This window comes from Salipaludibacillus aurantiacus (assembly GCF_900111295.1).
GTDB lineage: Bacteria > Bacillota > Bacilli > Bacillales > Salisediminibacteriaceae > Salipaludibacillus > Salipaludibacillus aurantiacus.
In genome coordinates this window covers 155,456-175,461 of record NZ_FOGT01000008.1, presented here as the reverse complement: position 1 = coordinate 175,461, position 20,006 = coordinate 155,456, and the positions used below count along the sequence as shown (strand labels likewise).

At 44.1% G+C, this 20,006-nt stretch carries 19 protein-coding genes and 2 riboswitches; of the genes, 7 read left to right on the top strand and 12 right to left on the bottom strand.

Features of this window, described 5'->3' with window-relative positions:
* Positions 1-20: 20 nt before the first annotated feature.
* Complete coding sequence (locus tag BMW59_RS11735) at positions 21-803, bottom strand: EamA family transporter (protein WP_093052134.1); 783 nt, start codon at positions 801-803, stop codon at positions 21-23.
* Between the two features lie 66 nt (positions 804-869).
* Positions 870-969: riboswitch (guanidine-I (ykkC/yxkD leader) on the bottom strand.
* 128 nt (positions 970-1,097) lie between these two features.
* A complete protein-coding gene (locus tag BMW59_RS11730; RefSeq protein ID WP_093052132.1) occupies positions 1,098-1,754 on the bottom strand; it encodes a vitamin K epoxide reductase family protein in 657 nt (218 codons plus the stop codon).
* A 443-nt stretch (positions 1,755-2,197) separates the two neighbouring features.
* On the opposite strand from BMW59_RS11730, the gene BMW59_RS11725 reads away from it, so the two are divergent.
* Complete coding sequence (locus tag BMW59_RS11725) at positions 2,198-2,854, top strand: ArsR/SmtB family transcription factor (RefSeq protein WP_093052129.1); 657 nt, start codon at positions 2,198-2,200, stop codon at positions 2,852-2,854.
* Between the two features lie 2 nt (positions 2,855-2,856).
* On the top strand, positions 2,857-4,083 hold the full coding sequence (locus BMW59_RS11720; RefSeq protein ID WP_093052126.1) for an MFS transporter: 1,227 nt from the start codon (positions 2,857-2,859) through the stop codon (positions 4,081-4,083).
* A gap of 221 nt (positions 4,084-4,304) precedes the next feature.
* Here BMW59_RS11720 and BMW59_RS21410 read toward each other — a convergent pair whose 3' ends face one another.
* Together BMW59_RS21410 and BMW59_RS11715 are read right to left on the bottom strand one after the other, a co-directional pair.
* A complete protein-coding gene (locus BMW59_RS21410; protein WP_143051231.1) occupies positions 4,305-4,493 on the bottom strand; it encodes a hypothetical protein in 189 nt (62 codons plus the stop codon).
* A 186-nt stretch (positions 4,494-4,679) separates the two neighbouring features.
* Positions 4,680-4,805 carry an anti-repressor SinI family protein gene (locus BMW59_RS11715; protein WP_093052124.1) on the bottom strand — a complete coding sequence of 42 codons (126 nt, stop codon included), beginning with the start codon at positions 4,803-4,805 and terminating at the stop codon, positions 4,680-4,682.
* Positions 4,806-4,835: 30 nt separating this feature from the next.
* Positions 4,836-4,935, bottom strand: a riboswitch (cyclic di-GMP riboswitch).
* A gap of 690 nt (positions 4,936-5,625) precedes the next feature.
* On the opposite strand from BMW59_RS11715, the gene BMW59_RS11710 reads away from it, so the two are divergent.
* Entirely contained in the window at positions 5,626-7,359 is a 1,734-nt protein-coding gene (locus tag BMW59_RS11710) for an ABC transporter ATP-binding protein (protein WP_093052121.1), read from the top strand.
* 277 nt (positions 7,360-7,636) lie between these two features.
* Here BMW59_RS11710 and BMW59_RS11705 read toward each other — a convergent pair whose 3' ends face one another.
* Entirely contained in the window at positions 7,637-8,050 is a 414-nt protein-coding gene (locus BMW59_RS11705) for a hypothetical protein (protein WP_093052118.1), read from the bottom strand.
* 244 nt (positions 8,051-8,294) lie between these two features.
* Between BMW59_RS11705 and BMW59_RS22275 the strand changes: the two genes are divergently transcribed.
* Positions 8,295-8,420 carry a hypothetical protein gene (locus BMW59_RS22275; RefSeq protein ID WP_281244268.1) on the top strand — a complete coding sequence of 42 codons (126 nt, stop codon included), beginning with the start codon at positions 8,295-8,297 and terminating at the stop codon, positions 8,418-8,420.
* A gap of 157 nt (positions 8,421-8,577) precedes the next feature.
* On the opposite strand, the gene BMW59_RS11700 is transcribed toward BMW59_RS22275, so the two are convergent.
* The 5 genes from BMW59_RS11700 to BMW59_RS11680 all read right to left on the bottom strand — a co-directional run bounded on the left by BMW59_RS11700 (position 8,578) and on the right by BMW59_RS11680 (position 12,904).
* Positions 8,578-8,964 (bottom strand): (2Fe-2S) ferredoxin domain-containing protein, encoded by a 387-nt coding sequence (locus BMW59_RS11700; RefSeq protein WP_093052116.1) that lies wholly within the window; start codon positions 8,962-8,964, stop codon positions 8,578-8,580.
* A gap of 96 nt (positions 8,965-9,060) precedes the next feature.
* Entirely contained in the window at positions 9,061-9,918 is an 858-nt protein-coding gene (locus BMW59_RS11695; RefSeq protein WP_093052113.1) for a class I SAM-dependent methyltransferase, read from the bottom strand.
* The gene (locus BMW59_RS11690; RefSeq protein ID WP_093052110.1) at positions 9,893-10,699 is read right to left on the bottom strand and encodes an ABC transporter ATP-binding protein; all 807 of its coding nucleotides are present in this window, start codon (positions 10,697-10,699) and stop codon (positions 9,893-9,895) included. The genes BMW59_RS11695 and BMW59_RS11690 overlap by 26 nt, the downstream gene beginning before the upstream one ends.
* A gap of 15 nt (positions 10,700-10,714) precedes the next feature.
* Positions 10,715-11,806 carry a FecCD family ABC transporter permease gene (locus BMW59_RS11685; RefSeq protein WP_245733078.1) on the bottom strand — a complete coding sequence of 364 codons (1,092 nt, stop codon included), beginning with the start codon at positions 11,804-11,806 and terminating at the stop codon, positions 10,715-10,717.
* Positions 11,807-11,809: 3 nt separating this feature from the next.
* Positions 11,810-12,904, bottom strand: a complete 1,095-nt coding sequence (locus BMW59_RS11680; protein WP_245733077.1) for an ABC transporter substrate-binding protein — start codon at positions 12,902-12,904, stop codon at positions 11,810-11,812.
* A gap of 234 nt (positions 12,905-13,138) precedes the next feature.
* On the opposite strand from BMW59_RS11680, the gene BMW59_RS11675 reads away from it, so the two are divergent.
* From BMW59_RS11675 to BMW59_RS11665, 3 genes are read left to right on the top strand one after another with little or no spacing between them, the layout of a single operon-like run.
* Positions 13,139-14,197 (top strand): MMPL family transporter, encoded by a 1,059-nt coding sequence (locus BMW59_RS11675; RefSeq protein WP_093052103.1) that lies wholly within the window; start codon positions 13,139-13,141, stop codon positions 14,195-14,197.
* Entirely contained in the window at positions 14,181-15,629 is a 1,449-nt protein-coding gene (locus BMW59_RS11670; protein ID WP_093052100.1) for an efflux RND transporter permease subunit, read from the top strand. The genes BMW59_RS11675 and BMW59_RS11670 overlap by 17 nt, the downstream gene beginning before the upstream one ends.
* Before the next feature lie 30 nt (positions 15,630-15,659).
* Positions 15,660-16,220, top strand: coding sequence for a TetR/AcrR family transcriptional regulator (locus tag BMW59_RS11665; protein ID WP_093052097.1), 561 nt, complete (start codon positions 15,660-15,662; stop codon positions 16,218-16,220).
* A gap of 447 nt (positions 16,221-16,667) precedes the next feature.
* Here the strand turns inward: BMW59_RS11665 and BMW59_RS11660 are convergent, their stop codons facing one another.
* Both BMW59_RS11660 and acsA read right to left on the bottom strand, forming a co-directional pair.
* Positions 16,668-17,990 (bottom strand): L-lactate MFS transporter, encoded by a 1,323-nt coding sequence (locus BMW59_RS11660; RefSeq protein WP_093052094.1) that lies wholly within the window; start codon positions 17,988-17,990, stop codon positions 16,668-16,670.
* A gap of 133 nt (positions 17,991-18,123) precedes the next feature.
* Positions 18,124-19,839, bottom strand: coding sequence for an acetate--CoA ligase (gene acsA, locus BMW59_RS11655; RefSeq protein ID WP_093052090.1), 1,716 nt, complete (start codon positions 19,837-19,839; stop codon positions 18,124-18,126).
* Between the last annotated feature and the right edge of the window lie 167 nt (positions 19,840-20,006).

Below are 20,006 nucleotides of genomic sequence, written 5' to 3'. Positions count from 1 at the left end.
GCCTGCGATCTGCATGCGGTTCAAGCGTTCACTAATGAACAGTCTGGCGCCGATGAGAGTGAATTGAACAGCGGTGACAGGGCACCGGCAAGGGCCACAATGGACATGAGCCCGATACTGACGCCCAGAACGTACGTCATAGCCCCGAATGTCTGCAGAAATCCGTTTGCTAGTATAAAGATCCAGGCTTTCCTGTTGATATCAAATATATTTGCTCTCCGGAAAATTAGTAAGGCGGCGACGGCTGTAAAAGCACCCGTCATCGTGAAAAATACCGTCCACATGCTTTCGTCATTTGCCGGTATATGAAGAAAGACGAAGAGCAGACCGATCAGGACGCCAGCCAGTGCCGCCTGTATGAGCACCGCTGAGCCGGCTTGACTGGTAAATTGTTTTTCCGGTTCTTTTTTTGAAATCAGGATGATGGCCACTGCAATTAAAACGACGGCGATGAGCGCCCCGGCTCCGGGACGTTCGCCTATAGCCAGACCGGTAGCCACCGGAACGATGGCTGACAGTATCCCCGTAACGGAAGAGACCACTCCCATTTTTCCCCGTGACAAGGCGCTGAAATAGAAAAGAAAGCCGATCCCGAGTGACAAGCCGCCCAGTGATCCCCAAATGAATGCTTGTACACTGGCCGCCTGGCCGCTCAATAACCCAACCGGCAGCATCATCATCACGCCGACGAGCTGGGCATACAGGACGACGAGCAGTGTAGGGACGCGTTTGGTCACTTGCCCGGCGAGAAAGTCCCCCACTCCGAAGGCCATTGCTGTAACCAGTCCGTATACTAATGCCATGTTCGTAACCTCCTGTGCAGCATTCGCCTGACAAATAAAAAGCCGGGAGAACACTATCGAAATAGTTTCTCCCGGGCTTTTGTCCCTCCGTGTCACAGCTTTGCTGCGGGTTTTCTCTTGGACCTGGCCGGCACCTATATGCCGCGGAACCCTAGAAAACCTTTAAGTAGTCGTTTCCGGTAAGTTTAATATACATAAAAACGTGGTGTCAAAGGAAATGCCGGCCCCCGTTGCGGTCAAACAGCGGGATCCGGCACGTGATAACTCTATTTTTCCCGTAAAGGGTTAAGTATTTTACAGGTTGGCTACCGGAAGCAGTGTGACGAACCAGAAGCCTAGTACGACAAGTGATGAGACGCCGAACATAAAGAGCATCCATGTGACGCCTTTGCGATCGAAGGCAGCGGGTGCGTTGCGGATCAGCTGGCGCAGTGACGGCAGGCTGCTTTTCTTCAGCATGATTAATTCGAGTGTAAAGAGGATCGTTGTTGCTCCAGCGGATACCATACAGAATGGGCAGATAGCTTCGATAACAAATAATTGCAGATAAACAAAGACAGCTGAAGCGATGACACCGATCGCGGTCATTGGCGTTAATACTTTAAGGACTAATGGGTGGCGTGAGTGAAACCACATGGCTGACAGAACTAATACAGTCAGGTAATAAAAGGCGCCGAATAGAGCTAATGGAATTCCGAGTACATAGGCGAATTCACTGGTCATGACGGCCCATGGTGTTCCTGCGACTTCGAAGCCTGCTGGTAGTGGCAGTACCCAGAAATGGACGCCGCTCAGGAATATGCTTACCAGCCAGCCGATGGCAGCGACTGCTGTGAAGCCTGCGAATAATTTAGGGACGGCTGCTCCGTACTCATAAGTTATTTCACTGGTTGTTTCTTCATTGACTTCTTTTCCAAAAGGAATTGTTTTTTCTTGTAACATTTCATTCATCGTTACCCCTCCAAAAATGTTTATCGTTTTATATACCCCAATGGGTATAATGGAATTATAAAATACCGTAAGGGGTATGTCAAGGGGATTTAATTAAATTTGTTGTTTGCTTATTCTTAACGGGATTTTGCAGCTGTCTAATTAACGAAAACTAAAATTTGCCGATTTTTTTTAAGCCGATAGTGGAGAAGCTTGTCGCTTTACAAATGTTAAAATCCAAAATACACTATAACTATTCAACTAATTAGTTGAATAGTTCGCGCGCCTTAATCAATTTTAAAGATCACTTATAAACCTTTATAGTTTATGACAACTGATGTACCGCCTCAGCCGGAAGGTTTTAAGGAAATGAGATGAGTCAATCAAGGTAAACCATCATGAGTTTAAGGGTGAAGCGTCAGATCGACATCCAATCATTATAAGCTGGAAGGAGGGCTTATCAAATGGAGCGGAGAGAATTTAAAGATTTTATTTATCAGGCTTTTTCCAGTATTGGAAAAACCCTCTCAAGCCCTAAAAGGATTGAACTGCTGGATTTACTGACCCAGGGCAGGAAGTCTGTTGAAACGTTGGCATCAGAAACCGACATGAGTGTTGCCAACACCTCTAAGCACCTTCAATCCTTGTTTGAGGCTAAACTTGTCCGTTATACAAAAGCCAAAAATCATGTCTATTACGAACTTGCTAGTGAAGAGGTAAGGAATCTTGTTTTGGCGTTAAGAAAAACAGCTGAAGACAGGATCAGCGACGTGAACGGCGTGAGGCAGGATTACATTACGAGGAAGAACAAACTGAAAACGGTGTCACTGGCCGACGTGAAAACAAAACTGGATAAGGACGCCGTCATCCTTATCGATGTCAGACCAAAAGACGAATACGGAAGTGACCATCTTCCGGGGGCCATCTCGGTCCCTTTAGCTCAGTTAGAAGGACAGCTCAGTTCATTACCAGAAGACAAACCTGTTATTGCTTACTGCAGGGGCCCTTACTGTGTATATGCCACTGAAGCTGTGGAGCGCCTGCAGGAAAAAGGCTATGACGCAATGGTACTGGATGCGGGAATTAATGAGTGGAAACAGATTGACGGGGCTGGTGTTTAGACATGTCTAAACTACAGATTGGAATTAAAGAAAATATTGTCCTGTTTTTATTACTCGTTGTTTTAAATTTTTTCGTTGGATCGATGGTCGGGATCGAACGGACGGTATTGCCTATTCTTGGAGAAGAAGTATTCGGGCTCGCGTCCATGAGTGCCGCCCTGTCGTTTATTGTCAGCTTCGGATTTTCGAAAGCCATTATCAATTATTTTGCCGGAGCCATCGCTGACCGTTTAGGCAGAAAAAAAGTGCTCATCCTCGGCTGGTTCATAGGTCTGTTTGTCCCTATTCTCATTATTTTTGCCCACGCCTGGTGGGTCATTATCGTGGCTAATATTTTTCTTGGTGTCAATCAGGGGCTGACGTGGTCCATGACCGTGAATATGAAGATCGATATTTCAAAAGTGAACGAGCGCGGAACGGCTGTGGGGCTGAATGAGTTTGCCGGTTATGTGGGTGTTTCTGTTTTTGCTGCCATTTCAGGCTATATCGCTTCCACCTATGCGCTGACACCTCAGCCTTTTTATCTCGGCATTGGGGTTGTGGCTGTCGGCTTGATTCTGTCATTCATTGTCAAAGATACTGATGAGCATCTGGCTGAGCAAGTAAAGGGGTCAGGGTTCAGTCAGAAGGAAGAAAAGATGGGTGCGAAAGACGTTTTTAAGGAAACGACATACAAAAATAAAAATCTCTCGAGTGCCAGTTTTTCAGGTCTGGCCACAAACTTAAAAGATGGGATGGCCTGGGGGCTGTTTCCGATTTACTTTACGACTGTCGGGCTGACTGTGAATCAAATTGGTTTCGTGGTCGCTGTCTATCCGGCAGCTTGGGGGATTGTCCAATTGTTTACCGGCACCCTTAGTGACAATATTGGCCGGAAAAAAATGATCACTGGGGGCATGATCCTTCAAGGACTGTCACTCTGGCTCATATTACTAGTCAATTCGTTTGAACTTTGGGTGATCGCCGTTGCACTCCTCGGCGTAGGGACTGCTATGGTCTACCCCGTCTTGCAGGCGGCTATAAGCGATGTGGCCGCCCCTAGCTGGCGCGCTTCCTCCATGGGCGTTTACCGGACATGGCGGGACAGCGGTTATGCTTTTGGAGCACTTGCGGCAGGTGTGATTGCAGATTCCTTTAGCGTCAGCTGGGCGATTGGCCTTGTCGCTGTTATACCGGTTGCTGCAGGCATCGTGTCTTACTTCAGAATGGACGAAACGCTGAAAACTTAGGAGGGTAATGAAGCCTAGTGCAGATGCCGCCTACGCTTCACCATTTTTGGCGGGGAATTTAGCGGGAGAGATTGACGTGCGCTTCACTTGGAAAAATTGGCCCGTATTGCGGTAGAAACATGCAGCAGGTTTGCAGGCAGCAAGGTTTGGTATTAATTCCCTACAAGAGATATGGCAAAGCATCCCCTCGAAACGCTCAAGGGGATGCTTTTTTAAAATCCTTATCTAGCGTATTGCCCTTCTTTTAAGTCTTTAATGAAGGTAAGTAATTCTTCTCTGTTGCAGGTAGAGATGCGTTCGTTGCTATCGTTGTAGCATAAACAGACATCGTCCTGATACAGCACATGCAAGGACGTGTTGGTCGTCCCTTTCCACTCATAATCGACGTCGATCGTTTCCCTAATACTCACGGCAATCACCCTCTTTTCTCTCGCATTCATATTTAATTTCTATTTTACCATCAAAATAGTAAACATGAATGGTTAGCAGGTGTATCTGGGCCAGTGGATAAAGGATGGGAGGACTTGTCCCTGCACAACATAAAAACCCCGGTGCCTAATCTTTTTGATGGCAGCGGGGTCTCGTCCAGCACCTATTTAATTCTGTTTCGTGTGCCTCTTCAAAAAAGCCCGGATTTCCTCTGGTGAAAGTCCCATCTCCCGCGCATGATGAATTAACTGTACCCACTCTTCTTCAATTAAAGGTTCATTAACCTTCAGCATCCCAGCTTCCCCCTTTCAACCCTAACCCTGCCAGGCAGTCCGGCTGTCATCGAATTATTTCTTTTAAAAACAATTCATTAGACCCGTTACTTTGCGTCCCTGCTTTTCAGCAGGTTTGCCTTTATCGAGGAGGATAAAACGCGTCTTATTCCTGTTATTTTAAAATGGCTGTTTTCTAAAGAACCTCTGCTGCGGCGGCTCTGTTAGAATTCATTTTGCTTCTCTGCCCCGAAGCTGACTCGCGGAAGAGACATCCGTTTATATCGTTAAATCATCTGCAGAGTGAGTCTGGCAGAGAAAAATAGTCCCCCCTTCCTCTAAAATAACAACTTATGCAAAAAGAGCCTTTGTACTCTCTTTCAGCCGTTTGACAGCTAACCTTGGAAAATAATACCACTAAAATAAGTCTACAATAAAAGTACTACTATGTACAGACTGTTTACCCCTTTTGATAGTTATTTAATCCTGATCCTTTAGACTTAAATAATGTTGTTTTTTTATGTATTGTTTTCTTAGCTTTAACCAGTTAAAGAAGCCCCCACCACAAAATAAAAAATCATTGGTGATTGGATAGATGGCTTTAAATAAATTCACTCTATATTTTAAAAGGAGTGGACCTGAGACGGATTAATTTACAAGAAAGCCCGCGAAGCGTCCCCCCGCTTCCGTGCATGCTTTAAAATAGACCGCCTTCCTGTTTTTGTATATAGTAGCGTTAGGACATATGACATGGAACATTAATTTTTTTTTAATAAAAAGGCTTTAAAGACGGTTCGCACCCTGACGCTTTAAGCCTTAGTCACCTTAAAGGAGCCAGCTTATGACGAACGATAAGCAGACATCACTTAAACCGTTTTTCTCTCTAATTTTATCTGCTAACATCCCGAAACTTGCTTTGGCAATTGGACTTATTGGAAGTCTGGTTACGACACTGGTCGGCCTGACAATCCCCCTTCTCACAAGGGAGATGGTCGACGGGTTTTCGGTTGATGCGTTAAATCCGGTTCTTATTGCTATTATTATCGGAGTGTTTATTTTGCAGGCCGTCACTGACGGGATATCCACCTATGCGCTTGTCTACACCGGGCAAAAAATTGTGGCAAGCCTGCGTGAAAGAATGTGGTTTAAACTGCTGCGGCTTCCTGTCCATTTTTACGATAAACAGACGAGCGGGGAAACGGTGAGCCGTGTGGTGAATGATACGGGAATTGTTAAAAATTTAATTTCTCAGCACTTCCCGCAGTTTATCAGCGGGATTATTACGATTATCGGGGCTGTCACGATTCTTCTGGTGATGGACTGGCGAATGACGTTGTTGATGCTGATTTCGGTGCCCATTACTGTCCTGTTTATGATTCCTCTTGGCCGGCGGATGGCCAAAATCTCCCGCGGCCTGCAGGATGAAACAGCTAAATTTACCGGAAGCGTGCAGCAAACACTGAGTGAAATCCGGCTAATGAAAGCCTCCAACGCAGAAGAAGCGGAACAGGATAAAGGGTTAACCGGAATTAACAGCCTGTTTTCCTACGGGTTAAGAGAAGGACGGATTTTTGCATTGATTGCCCCGCTCATGTATCTCGTGGTGATGGCCGTGATCGTTGTCATTATTGGGTACGGCGGGATACGGGTAGCCGAAGGCACGATGACGACCGGGTCGCTCGTGGCATTTCTGCTTTACCTGTTCCAAATTGTTTTTCCCATTACGTCGTTTACGATGTTTTTCACGCAGCTGCAAAAGGCGAAAGGCGCCACAGAACGAATTATCAGCATTCTGGACGTGACAGAGGAACCCGGGCAGGAAGGCGAAGACATGGACATCGCAAACCAGCCTGTGCATGTGCGCGATGTGTCGTTTGGCTACAGTGAAGAAGAACCGGTGTTAAAAGATGTGACCTTTGACGTTGAACCGGGAACGATGGTGGCATTTGCAGGGCCGAGCGGAGGCGGTAAAACAACGATGTTCGGCTTGCTTGAACGCTTTTATGAGCCGACCTCAGGCGGCATTTTTATCGGAAACACACCAGTTAAAGACCTGTCGATCGCATCGTGGCGAAAACAAATCGGCTACGTGTCGCAGGACAGCCCGATGATGGCAGGGACGATACGGGAAAACTTATGCTACGGGATGGAAGATGAAAAGATCGATGACGAGCGTCTGTGGGAAGTGGCGAGAATGGCCTATGCGGAACAATTTATTAAGTCGTTCCCGAAAGGCCTGGATACAGAGGTTGGCGAGCGCGGTGTCAAGCTTTCCGGAGGCCAGAAGCAGCGGATCGCCATCGCCCGGGCCTTTCTGAGAGACCCGAAACTGCTCATGATGGATGAAGCGACAGCGAGCCTGGACAGCCAGTCGGAAGCCATCGTCCAGCAAGCCTTAACGCGGCTCATGGAAGGCCGGACCACCTTTGTTATTGCCCATCGGCTATCGACGATTGTGAATGCCGACAAGATTATGTTTATAGAGAAAGGGCGCATTACAGGAATGGGCTCTCACAAAGAACTCGTCCAGTCGCATGCCCTTTACCGGGAATTTGCCGAACAGCAGCTGACGTGACGAGACTATATTGGCGAACCACGAATCCCCCCACCCCTTTCTGGGTATCCGGAAAGGGGGTGGGGGGATTAAAATTAGTATTTAGAGAAGCTTTAAAGAAGGAAAAAATTATCCAGTTTTAAAGGGATGTAGCTTTGTACATTTTTCAGGGTTCTTTATATAGATGGAATCCCGTAATCCAATAACAACTCCATGAAGACTTTGAAACACTATTGTAAAGTCATCCGGTTTTATAAAAAGAGTCCTTCTTATCTGAGAGAGCTTTGGGTATTTTATATTATATTTCTTTAATTTTATAATCAGCTCGAACAACTTGTCCAGAGTGTTCGTATCGAACAGGAATAGGTCGTTCTCTTCGATCAATAGATCCAGAGTATATTTTCTCCCATCGTTCCCCCATATCATCTTGGCCAAAGGTATCAACCTCTTTTAAGTGACCACCTAAGTGTATCCATTCACCTTGAGGTAAATTAAGAATTACCGTCTTATTTACTGGAAACATATTGCTCTGATGAATTGAAACATGACCAGACCGAGGTTTAAACATTTCCACCGATTGTCTTGTAGTACCAGTTCTCACGTCAAACACTCTGGCAGCTAACCAGCCCCTTATTTCTAAATTACCACCCGGGTCTCCATCAACCCACTCACAATAAATACCATCTAATTTAACTTCAACTCTTTTATCCATAACCTTTGCATTCCCTTCTGAGTAAGAATTTAATTAAGGATATTTTTAGCTAAAAGATTTTTAAATATTCTTTTTTAACAAGTAATTTATTACCCTTAAATCCAATTGATTTTACACATTGTTAAGAATGTTCATAATTAGTGTCCGCACCGATACAATGTTTAAAAAGCTTGGGACAAAACTCAGTAAATTAGGAAAACCCTCACCACAATAAGGTGAGGGTCTTCTATGTATAATTAGTTGATTGAACAAAGTACCTTCACTTGCCCGGGCAAGACTTCAGCTAATCGGGGAAGACCACCCTGATGGATCTTCAGCTCTTGCTTTGCCCTCAGGGGGGCTCATGATTTTTGACAATCAACTGGTTTGAACCAAAGCTCATTTAAAATAATGTACACAATAAGGATACCAGAACGACTCAAAACATTTTTATAATCAAACAAAACGCTTCAAAGACCGTTATTTCCCAGCCCCTTTACGTTATCCTCTGGAAAAAAACTTATTGGTGATATCCGCTGTTGTAATCATTACTTTTTAAAATTTTTTTGTTCCAAATCCTTTGGCATACCTTTAGCAATAGTATCATTAACTGGCTGAAACCCCTCTTGGTTAAAGTGTAAACTTTCTTTAGTCTCATATGTTTGACCTGTGTGCAGAGATTGAATAAAAGGCTTCACGTCGCTTTCAGACAGATCTTTGTACCAGGTGCCCTCAGGGTAAACAGTGACCACACAGGCATCTTGACAACGTCCATTACAATAGCTCTTTGTTGTGTGTATATCTGTATTTAGATGGCGTCTGCTAATCTCTTCTCTTAAGGAAGCGGTTAGTTCCTCTGCACCTTGCCGTTTACACGAGCTTCCATTACAAATTAGAATATGGCTTTTTGTTTGTGATAAATCCCATGTTGTCATTCGTCAACATCTCCTTTTTGGCAGATTGTGCCTGCTCGTCTCTTTGTTTATATATAGTCAGATAATCTTCCTGGAAATGCCTCTCATACCATGCACTCATGTCATTGAGTCCATTTGTGATGTCATCCCCGGCTTCCATGTAATAAGTGCGCCGTAAAAGGGCTGCTCGTACACATACTTTTGCCCGGTCTTTTTAAGGTAAGGCTTCAGTGACTCGATGACATGATCAGGGTCCACCTCCTGTGACAAAAGCTTACTGCTTTCTTCCTGAGCGGCATCCTTCAGTGAATCATAGCTCGCGGTTCTCATTAACGGGACTAATTTGCAGTCTGCATAAATGCCGCATTCATAAAGAAGGTGAAGAAAGTGGATATAGTCACGCCTCGGGTGTTTTATCTTATAGCCGTATTGGTTTTCTAGATCATAGTAATGGGGCGCGAGGGGGCCGGTAGTCATTCCTGCAATACACAGTCTGCTTGCATGCCTGTTCATATTTAAAATTGTTTTCTTAATTTCAAACATCCGGTAAAAGCAGTTAATGCCGATCACCACGTCAAATAAGTCGTTACTTTTAAAGTTCTCCCACTTTACGTGTGCCGTCTGAAGGGACTTGTCTCCTGCCATATTAGAAATAAATTCAAGAACTGATTCTGAGGAGTCTACCACCGTCAGCTCGCTTGCCTTATTCAGCAGTGAAAAGGTGTAATTCCCCCAGCCTGGTCCGATTTCTAGCACGCGATCTTTTTCCTTGATTAGAGACAGAATCACTTCACGCAGCGGTACAGAATAAGGATCTATTTCTCCAACAGTCTTCTTTTCCAGAAATTCAGCCCAAAACGCCTCCTCCGAATGATCATCGGTCATTCGTTTCGGTATGTTGCCATTCCAGTCTTTAATCCCTTCCTGCCACCTTTTTTCAAAATTTAAATCAGCTGTTATCGATGACTGTCTCATTAATTTCACCACCTCGTTTTACAGGAGAAGTTACGGTTATCTTCATTCCTGCTGTTCCTTGTTCAACGACTGTGTTTACTTCATATACTTTTCGTAAATGCTCTTGTGTCATGACTTCATCAGGTCTCCCCTTGAAAAAGATTCTTCCATTGTTAACGAGAACGATTCGATCTGAAAATCGGGCTGCGAGTTCCAGGTCATGGAGCACCATAATCACCGTACGTCCTTCCTTCTTTGCCAAGTCCCTGCCGATCTGAAGAACTTCATACTCATAACGGATATCAAGTGCAGACGTCGGCTCGTCAAGGAGGATCACTTCGGTTTGCTGAGCCAATGCTCTTGCAATGGCGGCCTTCTGCTTCTGCCCCCCGCTGATTTCATCTAAAAAACACCCGGAAAGCTCTTCAATATGAAGCTTTTTCAAAAGATTAGTTACAATGCGACGGTCTTTCTTTCCGATGCCCCAGTTTACATAGGGCCGGCGTCCATGCATTACCATTTCAAATACGGTTAAAGGAAAAGCCGGGCTGGTCGCTTGAGGGACAAAACTGATTTTCCGTGCCCTGTCTTTAAGAGAGATGGATGAAAGGGGCTTGCCATTTAACATCACTTCCCCCTGAGAGGGCTTTAAGAATCCCGCCAGACACTTTAGCAACGTCGTTTTCCCTGCCCCATTCGGACCGATGATCGCTGTGATGTCTCCTTTATTAAAAGTAGCGGACGCATTTAAAAGAATATCTTTGCCGCTTCGTCTGCAAGAAAGATCTTTAACTTCAAACAACTGTTTTTTTCCCTCCTATGACCAATAATCTTTTTGTTTCCGCAATAACAGATAGATGAAAAACGGAGCACCAAGAAGCGACGTAATGATGCCTACCGGAATTTCCACAGGAGACAGGACTGTACGAGCCACTGTGTCTGATAGCAGCAGGAGAATCGCACCAATGAGGCAGGAGCACGGAAGAAGAAAGCGATTGTCAGTGCCAATGATCATTCGGCTGATGTGCGGCGCCACCAAACCGATAAATCCGATTATGCCGGTAAACGCAATAGTAGAAGAGGCAAGCAATGTTGATAGAACCAGGGCTGTAAGCCTGAGCCTCCTGACGTTAACACCAAGTGAAGAAGCCACTTCTTCTCCGGAAGACAGCGTGTTTAAGTCCCATGACAGCTTCCATAAGAACAGGAAAACAATAACTGTCAGTGGAAGGAGAAACTGAATAACCTGCCATTCCGCTCCCCAAAATCCCCCCATAAGCCATACAATGAGATCCTTTAGAGCAGCATTTGATGAGAAATACTGAATCGCACTCACCCCGGCTGAGAATAACTGGCCAATAGCGACACCAGCAAGAAGAAGCACGGTTGTAGAGCCCTTCCTGATTTGAGCGATGCCATAAACCGCAAATACAGCCAGGCAGCCGAATATAAAAGCATTTGCTGCAATAAGCCACTGTCCGCCAGCGACAACATTTATGCCAAATACACCAGCGCCCAGGACGATGGCAAGTGCTGCGCCAAATGCAGCCCCACTTGAAACTCCCAATGTGAATGGACTGGCAAGTGGATTACGCAAAAGAGCCTGCATAATGACACCGGCACAGGCGAGCGCCATTCCAGTTATAATGGCCATTACAATTCTCGGAAGCCGGATATGGAAAACAATATAACTGTTTGTGCTGAAGGCCTCACCAGTGAGCAGCTGCAAAACCATTGAAACCTGTTCCGCCACTGTCATAGATACTGTTCCTAGCCTGACAGAAAGAACAATTGTACCGATCAGACAAAGGAAAAGCACCGTCAGCTGGAAAATCTTTTTCTTTGTTTCAAAAAAGTAATGATCTCCCCGTTCCACCGGCGGGGATCCCTTTGCGTACGTTAACTTCACTTCTTATTCATCCTTTGGGGAAAACATCCATGTTCCGCTGTAGTCTATACCAAGCCAGTCTTCAAAGTATTCTCTTGCGTAATCTTCCGGCTCCACATCGGAAAATCGGTCTGGATAAAGATCTTTAGCAAGCTGAAGAACGCCAATATAACGTTTATCCGATCCTATGAAATTAGTATGGTAAATAAAAATGTCCTCCTGTTCAAAAGCTTTCAGACGAGACACAGACGTGTTATCAATGATGTTTTCATAAACTTCCCAAAATTCTTTATCACTCAGAGTGTCGTACCCTCCAAGCCATGTGCCATGAAGAGTAAGTACTTCGGGATTTCGCTCCAGTACATATTCTTCATCTACAAGAACTGTCGTTGATTCTTCACTGTCATCCCACTTAACATCAGCAGCATCCTTGCCGCCAGCCATAATGGTGGCATATCCTTCTCCAACCCCGGGGTCCCCCTCTGTCGTTTCACTTGGGAAAATTCGATAGCCGCCTTCTGAATTTAAAAACCCAACGGAAAGCGCCATAACTTCACGCTTTTCTTCTTCCGGAATATCAGACACCCTTTGATCGAGTTCGTCCTCAATATGTCGTTTCCATTCAAGAAACTCTTCAGCACGTTCTTCAGCATCAAAGAGGGTGCCTAACAACTTCATCTCCTCATCCATTTGTTCAGGGAGGTAATGATTCAGTCTGATCACTGGAATTCCTGCAGGTTCAAGTGCTTTTTCAAGTGAATCATCCGGACGGTTCGTATATGTAATCACCGCATCTGGTTCCAAACTAATTATTTTTTCCAGGTTAACTTCTGATGTCCGTCCCACATCCGGGCGGTCATCGTAGCCAGTAGTATCTCCGGTTGCTGCTACTCTGTCCTCCACACCGAGAACACTTAAAGCCTCAGCCACGTTACGGTTAATCACCACCACTTCTTCAAGAGGCTGCGAGAGTGTAAACTCTGACCCTGCTGTATCTTCAAAAGTCATTGGTTGGTTTTGCTCTTCCTCAGGCTGACTTTCAGCCGGCTCCTCACTGCTGCAGGCGACGAATATAACAGCTAGAAGAAAGAGCACAACTATGATTAGAAATTTCTTCAAAATAACCCTCCTCAATTTCATTCTATATAAATCGTAATCATTACGATTTGAATTGTATTATACATCTCTTTATTTGTAAACTGCCTATTTTAGTTTCTTTGTCTTTAACTGCCTTAAAACAAAATCGAGTTATCCTTGACATTGGGAAATCATACGTTTATTATTTTTAATGTAAGTAAGTACTTACATTCATTATATTTTGGATATTTAAAGAATAATAGGAGGTACACAAATTTGAAAAGTTTAATTGCCCGCCTGCTAGTCCGAAAACCCGTGAAGAGCGTATTTATTTCTTTACTTATAATAGTCATTCTATTAACTGGCGTTCAATTTATTGAGATGAAAACAGGTAACGATACGCTAGTTGAGACTGACACGGCTGTTTATCGGAATAATGACATGCTGGGTGATGAATTTGGCGGAGAATCAATCATTATCTTGTTTGAAGCTGAAGACTTAGAGTCGCTCTTATCGGTAGACACCTTTGAAGTAATGGAACTGATAACCACATTTTCCAAAAAGCAAGAGAACATGATTCATAGTGTGGTTAGTCCTTACACGATGTTAGAGTTAACCCTTGAACAACAGAGGAATTTTTCAGAATCAGGACTTAATGAAGTAACAGACGGGTTGGAGGATATTTCAGATCAACTGACGAGTATGAGTGAGCAAACATCACAATCTCTCAGAGAAATGGCCGGCTTAATTGACAAGTTTGCTAGTCACAGTGATGCCTTCTATCAGGGGGTTCCCCAGGAACAGGACACACTAAATAAATTATTATTTGAGGACAACGGAGAAGGTGACCTTCGCCGCGGCTTTGCCGATATGGTGACAGATGACCGCTACACTTCTATGATCATTACTTTTCGCGGTGGTATCCCGGATAGTGATAAAAGTGATTTTATTGAAGGGTTATCGGAAACTTATAACGAGAGGAATTATCCTGATCTGGATATTATTATTTCCGGAAAACCGGTTCTAAACGATGATATCCGCCAGTCTATGCAGGAAAGTATTCAACAGATGTTAGCTTTGTCTGCTGGTTTTATGGTGCTCATTCTATTCATAGTTTTTCCTGTATCCTGGCGCTTACTTCCGCTGGCAATTATTTTCATCGCTTTACTTGGTACCGTCGGGTTAATGGGGTGGCTCGGGATACCAGTGACAATGGTTTCCATGGCAGTCTTCCCAATCCTTATTGGCTTAGGTATTGACTATGCCATCCAATTTCAAAGTCGTTATACAGAAGAAATCAGAAAGGATGAGGAAACATATGGGGAAGGCCAGTAAAACACGAAGTCAAGCAAGAAAAAGTTTAAAAATAACCATTCAAAAGATGGCCCCAGCGGTACTTACGGCGCTTGTTGCAACCGCTTTGGGATTTATCGCTCTTTACACCTCCCCAGTCCCTATGATTCAGGATTTTGGAAAAATGTTATCTTTAGGAATGGTCATCAGTTTTGTCGCAGGTATATTTATTTTAATCCCTTTACTGTTTATACGAGATGGATTTTTCAGGGAGACTGAGCGCAAAAACGAGCATAAAACGACTTCAAAATCGACTTTTGATCGTTTTTTGAACTGGTGGACCAATAAAGTAATGGTATTTAGATGGCTCATTTTAATTGTAGCCATTGGCCTCGCGGCACTAGGTATTATGCTCGATTTAGAGGCACCAGCAGAGACAGATGTTGAGACATTCATGCCTCAGGAATCTGAGGCCCTTGCAGACATCAACTATGTACGTGAAGTGCTTGGTTCTACAAGCCAAGTGTCCCTCATCTATGAAGGGGAAGACATACTAAGCGATGCCACTCTTACTTGGGTCGAGAATATCAGTGAAGATATCGCAGCTGAATTCCCGAATGAAGTGGTTCAAATCCAGTCATTACCCGAGCTTTTGGAAACCATGGAACAAGAGAAAAATTCGTTTGAGGTTATTTCCAGCTATTCTGCAGATGGCTTGGAAGAGACCGCTTCTGTTAATAAAGGTGATTTGATCGAATCCCTGCCGGAAGATCATCGCAATCGCTTTATTAACCCCGATAATACAAAAGGAGTCATCCATATTGGTATTAAAAAAATGCCCACTGAAGAACTAGAAGCTTTTGTTGACGAACTGGAGTCCTTTATTGAAAGTAACCGGATTGGCTCTCTGGAAACAACATTAACAGGACAATCGATCCTCGACTTAGAGATGGTCACAGCACTCACTACTGGTCGTTACCAAATGACACTTCTTGGGATGGCACTTGTATTTCTCGGCCTTCTCGCAATCTATCGCCGGCCTGTAAAAGCAATGATCCCTTTGCTGCCGATTCTTTTAATTGTTGGCTGGTCAGGACTCGCCGTGTACGGACTAGGTATTGAATATACCCCGCTTACAGCTACGCTAGGTGCTTTAATTATAGGTATTGGCACAGAATTCACCATTTTACTGATGGAACGTTATGATGAAGAGCGCCAAGCAGGAGCATCTAACCGGACAGCAATTCTTATTGCTAATCAGAAAATTGGAAAAGCTATATTTGCTTCTGCTTTAACAACCATAGGCGGATTTAGCGCCCTTCTGTTCTCTGACTTTGCAATTTTAAGTGATTTTGGTATGATGACTTTAATTAACATTGGCTTAGCTTTAATTAGTACCATCTTAGTCCTGCCTGCATTACTAATGATTGTTGGACAGTTGATTTACAGGAAAAAGCTAAAACAGTCATTATAAATGTGAGCTTTGGTCTGGGAAGGAGATACCATGAGAGACAAAACGGAGCAAATTATCCAATCTGCGTTACAGGTTTTTATACGAAAAGGTTTTCAAGCAACAACTCAAGAGGTTGCGAACGAAGCGAAAGTTGCGGAAGTAACACTTTTTCGAAAGTTCGGTAATAAACAACAGTTGTTTATTACTGTCATCAAGTCAGTACTGGAAAAAAAGTTTTATGCTCATTTAATAGAACAGGCCAAAACACACGATACCGAGGAGTTCCTCCGGTCAATTATTGATAACCGTTTAAATGTCCTGTCTAGAAATCGTAATCTTGTAAAGATGGTGATTGCTGAGAGTTTAATGGGGAATTTACCGCCAGAAATAAATTTGCCTGACATGATTTTCACATCACTTACTCATGGTATTGAACAGCACGCCCAGCAAAATAATCTAGTCATCGACTCGACTCATTGGGCAAGACAGCTGAGTGGTATCTTCTTGAGCCATCTCATACTGCCTGCCGACAAGCCATATTATGAACTCTCTGAAAGAGAAAAAAATCATTTGTTGGATAAATACATTTCAGCTTTTGTAATCACTGAGTAATTAATAGTTATAAAGTAGAGTTATCTTAACTCATCCGCATAAGCAGAGAGATGCATAAAACTGACTTACTGTATAGGTGGTCAGTTTTTTATAATTTTAAACATTAATCAGGCTTCATTTCTCCCGCTTTCGCACTATGTAAAAAGAGAAAAGCCTTTAACAATAGTAAAAACGTGAAGACCAATTCAAATGTAAATTGACCTGTTAATTGATACGTTATTTTATTTTTATCCACCAAAACCGATGCCCTTAATCTCTAACTCCTACTTTCTGTGAGTTGTTCCCTTCCCTTTTAAAAATTTAATCCAACACCCCCAGCAGAAAGACCTATCAAAATATAAAATGACCCACCCCTCCGTAAGACGGAGAATTGGGTCATTAATTAAATATGGTGGGGTCTGTCCCCCTCCTAATGCATGGGCTAAAACCTTTCAGCTTTCACTCTAACTATCTTTCATTATATTGAACGGAGTGAACCACTTTTTTATTAATAGCTTTAGGCCGTGCAGTCTCAGTCTGTCCCCAAGTCTCCTCTTTTTCCTTCTCGATTTTTTTGATATCTAATTGAAGGAAAATGGAGAGCAGGAAAGCGACTGTAATTAGCCCTGTAAAGACATAGAACACAGGAATGTAACTGTTAGTTACTTCTCTAATTTGCGAGACTAATAACGGGCCTAGAATTCCCCCCAAAGACCAGGTTGTTAAAAGATAGCCATGAATGGCTCCGAGCTGTTTCGTTCCAAACAGATCCCCAATGAACGCTGGCAAGTTGGAAAATCCGCCGCCGTAACAGCTGACGACAATAAAAACGAGCGCCTGAAACAGTAATATATTTGTGATGTTAGGAATGGTAATAAAGGCGATTAATTGAAGCAAGAAAAACGTGATGAAGACGGTGGGTCTTCCAACATAATCAGATATGGCTGCCCATCCAAGTCTGCCGCCTCCGTTAAAAATACCCATAATCCCTACCATCGTGGCTGCTCCGGCTGCTGACAGACCAACCACTTCTTGCGCCATAGGAGATGCCACAGATATCATCATAATCCCCGCAGTCACGTTAATGAGCATCATACTCCATAACATCCAAAAACGTCTTGTTCTCACTGCTTCTCTAGCTGTTAATTGTGATAAATCCTTTTTCACTGTCTTTTTGCCTGAAGCAATAGCCTTTTCCATTCCTTCAGGCATCCAGCCTTCAGGAGGCCGGGCGATGTAGGAAGCCCCTATGACCATAAGAATAAAGTAACTAATCCCTAAAATATAAAAGGTCATTGAAATACCAATGGACCCCATTAAGCTCGCTGCAACAGGTGCTGTAATCAAAGCCCCTGCACCAAATCCTAATACAGCCATCCCTGTTGCCAATCCTCTGCGGTCGGGGAACCATTTCACGAGGGTGGAAACAGGCGCGATGTAGCCGATCCCCATTCCTAACCCACTGGCAAAGCCGTATGTGAGCAGAAAAAGAAGCAACGAATCCACCGCAACGGCCACACCCGCTCCAGCTTGTCCTAATCCAAACAGAATAGCTGCAATCATCGCTGACTTTCTCGGCCCGTTTCTCTCAACGAACGGGCCGAAAAATGCGGCAGCTATCCCGGCAAGTGCCATCATAATTGTAAAGGATAAGGTAATTCCTGTTGTAGACCAGCCTACTGTATCGCGAATAGGATTCGTATAGACGCTGTAGGCGTAGGCAGCTCCTATTGAAAGGTGAATAGAGATGGCTGATAACGCGATGAGCCATCTATTTTTAGTTACCTTCATTCTGTTTCCTCCCTCGGGTGTTTTTTTATATCTAGAGTCCCAGGTCTTGAAACAAGGTCATGCGCTTTTTATCCATAAAATCACAAGGCTTAACTCTTTCGCTGGTGATCCCTGCATTTTTGTCAGAACAAGCTTACTTTTCCATCGTAGATAAATCACCTGTCGGCAAATCAAGTTCCCATGCTTTTAACACTCTTCTCATAATTTTTCCGCTTCGCGTTTTCGGCAGGGAATCTTTAAATTCAATATCCTTTGGTGCCGCATGAGCAGATAACCCTCTTTTCACAAAATTACGGATTTCTTCTTCAAGTTCCTCGCTGTATTCATATCCGTCCCGTAAAGCAATAAAGGCTTTAATAATTTCTCCCCGGACCGGATCCGGTGTGCCGATCACACCGGCTTCAGCCACAGCCGGATGTTCAACAAGTTTGCTTTCAACTTCGAAAGGACCCACTCGTTCACCAGATGTCATGATGACATCGTCCACACGCCCCTGGAACCAGAAGTAGCCCTCTTCATCCATGTAAGCGGAGTCGCCTGACACGTACCAGTCCCCGGCAAGGAAGTACGATTCGAATTTTTCCGGACGGTTCCAAATGGCTCTCATCATCGACGGCCATCCTTTTTTAATGGCGAGATTACCCATGCTGTTAGGCGGAAGGACATTTCCCTCGTCATCAACAATGGCCGCTTCTGTCCCAGGAACCGGTTTCCCCATGGAACCTGGTTTGATTTCCATTGAAGGATAATTACAAATCACCTGGGCGCCCGTTTCCGTCATCCACCACGTATCGTGGATTCTCAAATTCAGTGCCTGCATTCCCCAGCGAATGACTTCAGGGTTTAACGGCTCACCCACACTCAGCACGTGCCTCAATGAAGACAGGTCGTATTTAGCAAGGGCTTTATCCCCGTAGCCCATGAGCATCCGGAAGGCTGTTGGCGCACTGTACCAAACGGTTACTTTATAATTTTCGAGCGTCTGATACCAGTCTTCAGGACTGAAGCGCCCTCCCCTGATTACATTTGACACCCCTGCCAGCCATGGGGCAAAAATACCGTAAGACGTTCCTGTTACCCAGCCCGGGTCTGCCGTACACCAGTACACATCGTCATCTTTTAAATCGAGCACCCACTTAGCCGTTTGATAATGTTGAATCATGGCGTTATGAACGTGTAAAACGCCTTTTGGTTTACCTGTAGAACCGGACGTATAATGAAGAATCATGCCGTCTTCACGGTCCACCCATTCGATATCCAGTGTGCTGCTCGCTTGTTCAAATTGCCGGTGGAAATTTATTGTTTTTTCATCTTCTTTGACGTCGTCACCAACAATGACCAGTTTTTCGAGCTCTGGAAGTTCATCAACCGGAACGCGTCCGAGCAGTTCAGGTGTCGTCACCAGCACTTTGGCCCCGCTGTCCTCTAAGCGGTCCTTTACGGCTCCTTCCATAAAGGCTTCAAATAACGGCCCGGCAATGCCGCCCAGCTTAATTGTTCCGAGAAGCAGAAAATAAAGTTCCGGAGATCGCGGCATGAAAATAAATACCCTGTCCCCTTTTGTAACCCCGCTGTCCTTTAAGACATTTCCAGCCTTGTTGGAGTAATCTCTCATATCTTTGAACGTATATTCTTCTTTTCTATGTTGATCTGAATAATATAAAGCCACTTTATTCCCTTTGTCAGAATCAGCATGCCGATCAATTGCTTCATGTGCCATATTCACAAGGCCTGTTTCAGCCCAGGAAAATGCTTTCTCCGCTTGTGACCATTCAAATGAGTCGCAGACCTCGTCATAATTCCTTAAGTTCCCGTTTGAATTTGTTGAGGTTAATACGTTTGACTCCATTAATATTGCCTCCTCTTGAATAATTAGTGGACTTTCAAAAATAAGTGAAGCGCTTACATTTCTCGTAAAATAAAAATGAATCACGAATGATTCAAATAGGGCGCCTACTTATTTTTCTAATAATAGCTTTTTATCATTTTCACTATTGGTATGATGATTATTCTATA

Coding starts and splice junctions, on each gene's coding strand:
- acsA (WP_093052090.1), bottom strand. CDS start 19,839: ATGGAGTCAAACGTATTAACCTCAACAAATTCAAACGGGAACTTAAGG.
- BMW59_RS11710 (WP_093052121.1), top strand. CDS start 5,626: ATGACGAACGATAAGCAGACATCACTTAAACCGTTTTTCTCTCTAATT.
- BMW59_RS11670 (WP_093052100.1), top strand. CDS start 14,181: ATGGGGAAGGCCAGTAAAACACGAAGTCAAGCAAGAAAAAGTTTAAAA.
- BMW59_RS11725 (WP_093052129.1), top strand. CDS start 2,198: ATGGAGCGGAGAGAATTTAAAGATTTTATTTATCAGGCTTTTTCCAGT.
- BMW59_RS11665 (WP_093052097.1), top strand. CDS start 15,660: ATGAGAGACAAAACGGAGCAAATTATCCAATCTGCGTTACAGGTTTTT.
- BMW59_RS11730 (WP_093052132.1), bottom strand. CDS start 1,754: ATGAATGAAATGTTACAAGAAAAAACAATTCCTTTTGGAAAAGAAGTC.
- BMW59_RS11660 (WP_093052094.1), bottom strand. CDS start 17,990: ATGAAGGTAACTAAAAATAGATGGCTCATCGCGTTATCAGCCATCTCT.
- BMW59_RS11735 (WP_093052134.1), bottom strand. CDS start 803: ATGGCATTAGTATACGGACTGGTTACAGCAATGGCCTTCGGAGTGGGG.
- BMW59_RS11720 (WP_093052126.1), top strand. CDS start 2,857: ATGTCTAAACTACAGATTGGAATTAAAGAAAATATTGTCCTGTTTTTA.
- BMW59_RS11715 (WP_093052124.1), bottom strand. CDS start 4,805: ATGCTGAAGGTTAATGAACCTTTAATTGAAGAAGAGTGGGTACAGTTA.
- BMW59_RS11695 (WP_093052113.1), bottom strand. CDS start 9,918: ATGAGACAGTCATCGATAACAGCTGATTTAAATTTTGAAAAAAGGTGG.
- BMW59_RS11700 (WP_093052116.1), bottom strand. CDS start 8,964: ATGACAACATGGGATTTATCACAAACAAAAAGCCATATTCTAATTTGT.
- BMW59_RS11705 (WP_093052118.1), bottom strand. CDS start 8,050: ATGGATAAAAGAGTTGAAGTTAAATTAGATGGTATTTATTGTGAGTGG.